This is a genomic window from Baaleninema sp. (assembly GCF_049974805.1).
GTDB lineage: Bacteria > Cyanobacteriota > Cyanobacteriia > Cyanobacteriales > Geitlerinemataceae > Baaleninema.
Genome location: NZ_JBNGCO010000174.1, coordinates 1 through 6,619, shown reverse-complemented (window position 1 = coordinate 6,619; position 6,619 = coordinate 1). Strand labels below are relative to the sequence as shown.

Sequence of the window (6,619 nt, the reverse complement as noted above, 5' to 3'; positions counted from 1 at the left end):
GTTCTTTTTAGGAGATGCGAGCGCGTCAACGGCAAAACTCTGTTGTGTTTGGTGTGAGGAGGGACAAAAACGATGGCGATCGCATTGGTGACCGGTTCGGCCGGATTAATTGGTTCGGAGTCAGTTCGTTTTTTTTGCGATAAAGGATTTACCGTTGTCGGTGTCGACAACAATATGAGAGAAAGGTTTTTTGGAGAAGGAGCTTCGACCCTCTGGAATCGAGATCGCCTTCTGGAAAAGTATGGCGAGAAGTATATTCACCACAACAGCGACATTCGCGATCGCGAGGCGATTTCGGAAATTTTTAAAACCTACAGTGGCGAGATCGAGTTAATTATTCATACTGCCGCGCAACCGTCCCACGACTGGGCTGCCCGCGATCCGTTTACTGATTTTACCGTCAATGCTAACGGTACCCTCAACCTCCTCGAAAACACCCGCCAGCATTGTCCGGACGCGGTTTTTATTTTTTGTTCGACGAATAAAGTCTATGGCGACAACCCGAATTTGTTGCCCTTAGTGGAACTCGAAAGCCGTTGGGAAATTGAAGAAGGCCATCGGTTTTACGACGGGATCGACGAAACCATGAGTATCGATCGCTGCAAGCATTCTCTCTTCGGTGCGTCGAAGGTCGCCGCTGATGTTTTAGTCCAAGAATACGGGCGGTATTTCGAGATGAAAACCGCCTGTTTTCGCGGCGGATGTTTGACCGGCCCGAGCCATTCTGGAGCGGAGCTTCACGGCTTTTTGTCTTATTTGATGAAATGTACCGTTACGGGAAAGCCTTACAATATTTACGGCTATAAAGGGAAACAGGTGCGCGACAACATTCACAGCTACGATTTAGTGAATGCTTTTTATCATTTTTATCAAAATCCTCGAGTTGCGGAAATCTACAATATTGGCGGCGGACGAGAAAGCAACTGTTCGATGTTAGAAGCGATTCAGCAGTGCGAAGAAATAGCCGATAAAAAATTGAATTGGGAATATCGAGAAGCCAACCGCATCGGCGACCATATTTGGTGGATTGGAAGCTTAAAAGCGTTTCAATCTCACTATCCCGGTTGGACGTTAACCTATAACGTTCGCGGAATCCTCGAAGAAATCTACACGCAAAACGTCGATCGCTGGTAGAAAAACTGGCGGAAGTCTCTAAAAAACAGGGTTCGGTAAGTTTGGAAAAATTTCTGAAACGAACCTTGAGAATGAGAGAGCGATGACAGTTTGAAGAGGATTCTCAACACAAAGGTTTTCAGAGCTGGTTGCGCCAGCATGGTGCATCGTAACGACTCGCTCTAAACCCCCATTTATTCAAAAACTCTGGAAGTTGGGTGGAATCGAGACACCCGAAATGGGGGGTCTTCGATCGCTGCGATCGCCCTGGCTTGAATGTCGATCGAGAAACAAAGGACACGATGAGAATTCAAAACCGATTTCAAAAGGGATTTCAAAGGCTGTTTCAAAAACGAGCGATTCGCTTCCTCGGTGGCGGCGGCGTCGCAGCAGCCTTTAACTTGCTGTTGATGTTTCTGTTCGTGGAAATCGGTGGTTGGGATACGCCAATTTTGCGAAATACCGCCAATGTGATTTCCATCGAACTGTCGCTACTGCTGAGTTTCTTTATTTATCGAACTTGGGTGTGGACGGGTGGCAGTTGGCGCCTGCGGGAGGTGCTGCTGCGTCAGCTCCCTCTGTATCACCTCTCGGCGGGAAGTTCCGTGATTTTGCGGATTTTCGCAATTTTCCCCTTTCTCGACTGGCTGGGAGTCAGTTACGGCGTCAACACCCTCATCGGAATTCTGGTGAGTGCGACGACGAACTATCTACTCAGCGATCGCTTGGTGTTTCGCTCGAACCGTCCCGAACTTCGTCCCGAAGGCTTAGAACCCGCTTTCGCCAACGCCAGAGACGCTCGCCGCGACGAGGACAACCCTCCTCACCCCGTCACCTTGTTTTCTCTGGTGATTCCGGCTCATAACGAAGAAGGATCGATCGTCGAAACCGTCAACGCCATCGCCGCACATCTCGATAGCCACCACGTCCCCTACGAGATTCTCGTCGTCAACGACAACAGCCGCGATCGAACCGAAGAAATCCTACAACGCCTCAGCGAGGAAAACCCCCGCCTGCGCTACCTCAACAACTACTATCCCAACGGCTTCGGCTTCGCCGTGCGCTGTGGTTTAGAACAGTTTGAGGGGGACGCCGTGGCGGTGGTGATGGCGGACGGTTCCGATTCCCCCGAGGACATCCTCAACTATTACTATCTCCTCCAAGAAGGCTACGATTGCGTCTTCGGCTCTCGCTTCATGCGTGGCGGACGGGTTATCGACTATCCCACCCACAAACTCCTCGTCAACCGCTTGGCCAACCTCTTCGTTCAAGTGCTGTTCGGCTTGCGCTACAACGACACCACCAACGCCTTTAAAGCCTATCGTCGGGAAGTCATCGAGGGGATTCAACCGATTCTCTCCCACCATTTCAACCTCACCGTCGAACTTCCCTTGAAAGCGATCGTGCGTGGTTACAGCCATATCACCACCCCCATTAGCTGGCGCAACCGCAAAGCGGGGGTCTCGAAATTGAAAATTAAAGAAATGGGAAGCCGCTATCTGTTCATCGTTCTCTATATTCTGCTCGAACGCTGGCTCTCTCGCGGCGATTACGTCCGCAAAACCCCCCAACCTCAACCCCAAACGGTTCGTGTTGGCGTAGCGTCCAACGATCCTATCTCCCGCTAAAAACGAGAGTTTATTTCAAATTCACGCTTTCAACTTGAAGCAAATTGAGGAATCTATGAGTCAGCGGGTTTTAATTACTGGGGGGGCGGGGTTCGTCGGAAGTTCCCTCGGCTTGGGACTGGCGAAACGCCATCCCGACTGGCAGATTATCGCCCTCGACAACCTCAAACGGCGGGGTTCGGAGTTAAACCTACCTCGCCTCAAACAAGCCGGAATCGAATTCGTTCACGGCGACGTTCGCAACCCGGAAGACCTCGAAGCCCAGGTTCTCGACCCGACTTTGATTTTAGAATGTTCGGCGGAACCGTCGGTGTTGGCGGGATACGGTTCTCCGGGGTACTTGTTACAAACTAATTTAGTTGGCACGATTAACTGTTTGGAACTGGCGCGGGAAACTCAAGCGGATTTTCTGTTTCTCTCCACGAGTCGCGTGTATCCCATCGCCTATTTGAGTCAACTGAACTACGTCGAAACCGAGACGCGCTTTCAACTGTTGGACGAACAGCCGTTTCCCGGCGCGTCGCAAGCGGGTATCGCGGAAGATTTTCCCCTCGATCGCGCGCGATCGCTCTACGGTACCACCAAACTCGCCTCGGAACTCCTCATCGCCGAATACGCCGACGCCTACAACCTCCGCACCCTCGTCAACCGTTGCGGCGTGTTAACAGGCCCTTGGCAAATGGGGAAAGTCGATCGGGGGGTGTTTGCGCTGTGGGTGGCGCGACATTTTTTCCAAAAACCCTTGAAATATATCGGCTACGGCGGTACTGGGAAACAAGTGCGCGATTTTCTGCACGTGGCGGATTTGTTGGATTTAATCGAGTTACAACTGCAACAGTTCGAGGAGATTCAAGGGGAAACCTTTAACGTCGGCGGCGGGTCTCAAAATCAGGTGTCGCTGTACGAAACCACGCAGATTTGTCGGGAGGTGACGGGGAATTCGATCGAGATTTCTCCGGTTCCTGAAAACCGGCCCGGTGACGTACCGATTTTTATTACTGACTCTCGTAAAGTTATGGCGCGAACGGGATGGCAGCCCCAACGCGATATTCGGGTAACGTTGACGGAAATTTACGATTGGATGGCGAGCGAAACGGGTAAGATTCGGGAAATTTTTCTGTAATCGGACGCTTTATTCACTTTATTCAACGGTGAACAACTGGAGATCTACCCGATATCGGTCATCTGAAATCCAGCTTTTTCCAGGTTTTTCAAGATACCCGGTTTCTTGAGTCTGTTGTTTTGAGAGGCATTCTGCTACACTTCCGTTAGAATTGCCAATTTACAAGGAGCATACGAGGCATTTAAAATCATGCAAACATCGGAACGCGAACTTCAACAGGAATATCAACTTAGATTTTCACAAATCGCTAATTACCGCCGTAAAGTTTGGCGAATTTTAGTTAAAAATTATTTTCAAGATTTGGTGGGCGACAACCGAGATATTCTCGATCTCGGTTGTGGTTGGGGAGAGTTCGTCAATCAAGTGCGGGCGAAAACGAAATACGCGATGGATCTCAATCCAGATGCCCCCGACTACCTCGAGTCTAACGTTCGTTTTATCCATCAAGATTGTTCTAAAACTTGGCCGCTGGAGGAAAATTCGCTCGACGTGGTATTTACCAGCAATTTCCTCGAACATCTTTTATCGAAAGAGAGTTTATCTCAAACGCTGGCTGAAGCCTATCGCTGTTTGAAACCCGGCGGAAAGATGATTTGTTTGGGCCCGAACCTTAAATATACTGGGGGGGCGTATTGGGACTTTTTCGACCATCATTTACCCTTGACTGATGCCTCTATTTCGGAAGTTTTGCAACTACAAGGATTTAGAGTTGAAACCTGTCTTCCGAAATTTCTGCCTTATACGATGGCGAACGGGAAGCAACCGCCGCTGTGGACGGTTTCGGTTTATATTTCTTTGCCCTTGGCTTGGAAGTTTTTGGGAAAACAGTTTTTAGTGGTCGCTCGCAAACCCTAAGCGGTAAGAGACCGAAAGTCAAGGCCAAAATGGCTTGAAATCGACTTGCATAAAAAATAAAGCATGAAAAAAATAAAACCTTTTGTTGCCGATACTTTATTAAATTCGTCTTTTTTTACAAAGCAATGGTTGTGGGTATTTTTTTATGGAGCGCCTATCTTGGCGGTATGGGGATTCGTTCGTAATTTTGGGGTAGACGTTCCCGTTTTCGATTCTCTCACTTTGGTTGATTTGTTATATAAAATTAACCTAGGAGATGCGAGTTTTAGCGATTTTTGGACTCTCCATAACGAACATCGATTTTTTATCCCCAAGTTTGCTATCGCAACTCTGGCGTTTGTGACAAAATGGAATACCAAATTTCAGCAATATTTTAACGTGGTGCTGGCGCTGGTATTTGTTTCTGTTTTGTATTGGATATCTTGGCAAAAAAACAACGGTAAATCTCCTCATTTTGCGAATATTCTGGGCGCCACAGCTATGACGAGCCTCGTCCAATATGAAAATTGGCTTTGGGGCTTTCAGATGGCTTGGTTTTGGATAAATTTGTGTTTGATTGTCGCCCTGGCGTTGTTATCTCACGAGAAGGGAGAGCGATCGCTCGATCGTCATTTTGTCCTCGCCGCCTTATTCTGTCTGTTGGCCAGCCTATCCGCCGCTCACGGACTGCTGCTGTGGTTGGCGGTTCTCCCGAGCCTGTGGGTGAGGAGTTGGAAAAGCCGAAAACCCCTGTTACCGATCGTCTTCTGGTTTGGATGTTTTCTCGGTACGACGATTCTGTATTTTTTTGATTATCAAAAACCCCGCCATAACGTCGATAATTCTTATATCTTGAAAGCGCCAATGGACGGCATTAAATTCTTTTTCGCCGTTCTGGGGCGTCCGCTGTCTTCCGAACCCTCCAACGCCATCGTTTGGGGAATTTTGTTATCGATCGCCAGTCTGGTAACGATCTCTCTATTTTTGCGTCAGCGAACTCACCGAGATGCCCTAGCTCCTTGGTTGTCTTTAATGTTGTTTCCCCTGGGTTTTGCTGCGATTACAACCGTGGGACGTGCGAGTTTGGGACTGCCAGCGGCGTTAGCCTCTCGTTACACTACGGTAAGCCTCTTGTTAATCGTAGGTCTCGTCTATGTGGCGCAGCATTATGTGAAAACTTCGGGATGGAAAATCCGCTTTGGCTATCGTGCTGTTGCGGCGGGTATCGCCGTAATTTTAATAACCACCTCCCTGTCGTTCTGGGAACGGGGTACAGTCTTTCGGAACGAACGACTTTTGGGCAAAACTTGTTTGTCGCTTGTTGAATATCTCGAAGATAGTCAAAGTAGCTGCGTTCAGAAGGTGTTTCCCCATGTGGCGGCGGTCAAATACTGGTGGTCTTACCGACTCGATCGCTTGGGGTTTGTGGAGCGTTTGAACGACGTTGAATTTCGCGATCGCCCTCAACCCTCTTGCGGCTCTCTCAACAGTTCGACCTCGCCGCAAGCCGTCGAGTTATCTGAAAGCGACTTCGTTCATATGTCGGGAGAACTCCACTTCGAGAATTGTTCGAGCGTCTTACCCGTTGTCTTTTTATCTCGAAACGACAAACAGGAAATGTTTGCTGCCTCGATCGTTCGGGATTTTTCTGATAGAAGTCGCAAGTCGCAAATTTGGGCGGCTGCCTTTTTCAGTAATGATTTGCAACCCGGACGGAACTCTATTCGGGCGTGGGTGTACGATCCTGAATCGTCCGCATTTTTATCGCTCGAGAATTCACTTGAATTGCAGGTTTCGGCGACTCCACTGGCTGATGGATCGCCCTAGAGTGTCGATCTCGAAGGGCAATGCTGGCGACGAACTCAGCGTCAGCACCCCCGGCTGAAGCACGGGGGCTTCATGCCTCCAGCTTCAGGTAGCT

Annotated in this window: 5 protein-coding genes; all 5 read left to right on the top strand. The window is 49.2% G+C overall.

Annotation, left to right across the window (positions count from 1 at the left end; translation table 11 throughout):
* Window positions 1-72: 72 nt before the first annotated feature.
* The 5 genes from ACP5D4_RS20490 to ACP5D4_RS20470 all read left to right on the top strand — a co-directional run bounded on the left by ACP5D4_RS20490 (window position 73) and on the right by ACP5D4_RS20470 (window position 6,525).
* On the top strand, window positions 73-1,134 hold the full coding sequence (locus tag ACP5D4_RS20490; RefSeq protein WP_428013469.1) for an NAD-dependent epimerase/dehydratase family protein: 1,062 nt from the start codon (window positions 73-75) through the stop codon (window positions 1,132-1,134).
* Window positions 1,135-1,331: 197 nt separating this feature from the next.
* Window positions 1,332-2,741: a glycosyltransferase gene (locus tag ACP5D4_RS20485; protein ID WP_428013468.1), complete on the top strand. Its 1,410-nt coding sequence runs from the start codon at window positions 1,332-1,334 to the stop codon at window positions 2,739-2,741.
* 55 nt (window positions 2,742-2,796) lie between these two features.
* Window positions 2,797-3,864, top strand: coding sequence for an NAD-dependent epimerase/dehydratase family protein (locus ACP5D4_RS20480; protein ID WP_428013467.1), 1,068 nt, complete (start codon window positions 2,797-2,799; stop codon window positions 3,862-3,864).
* 189 nt (window positions 3,865-4,053) lie between these two features.
* Complete coding sequence (locus tag ACP5D4_RS20475; protein WP_428013466.1) at window positions 4,054-4,719, top strand: class I SAM-dependent methyltransferase; 666 nt, start codon at window positions 4,054-4,056, stop codon at window positions 4,717-4,719.
* A 480-nt stretch (window positions 4,720-5,199) separates the two neighbouring features.
* Window positions 5,200-6,525 (top strand): hypothetical protein, encoded by a 1,326-nt coding sequence (locus tag ACP5D4_RS20470; RefSeq protein ID WP_428013465.1) that lies wholly within the window; start codon window positions 5,200-5,202, stop codon window positions 6,523-6,525.
* Window positions 6,526-6,619: the final 94 nt, after the last annotated feature.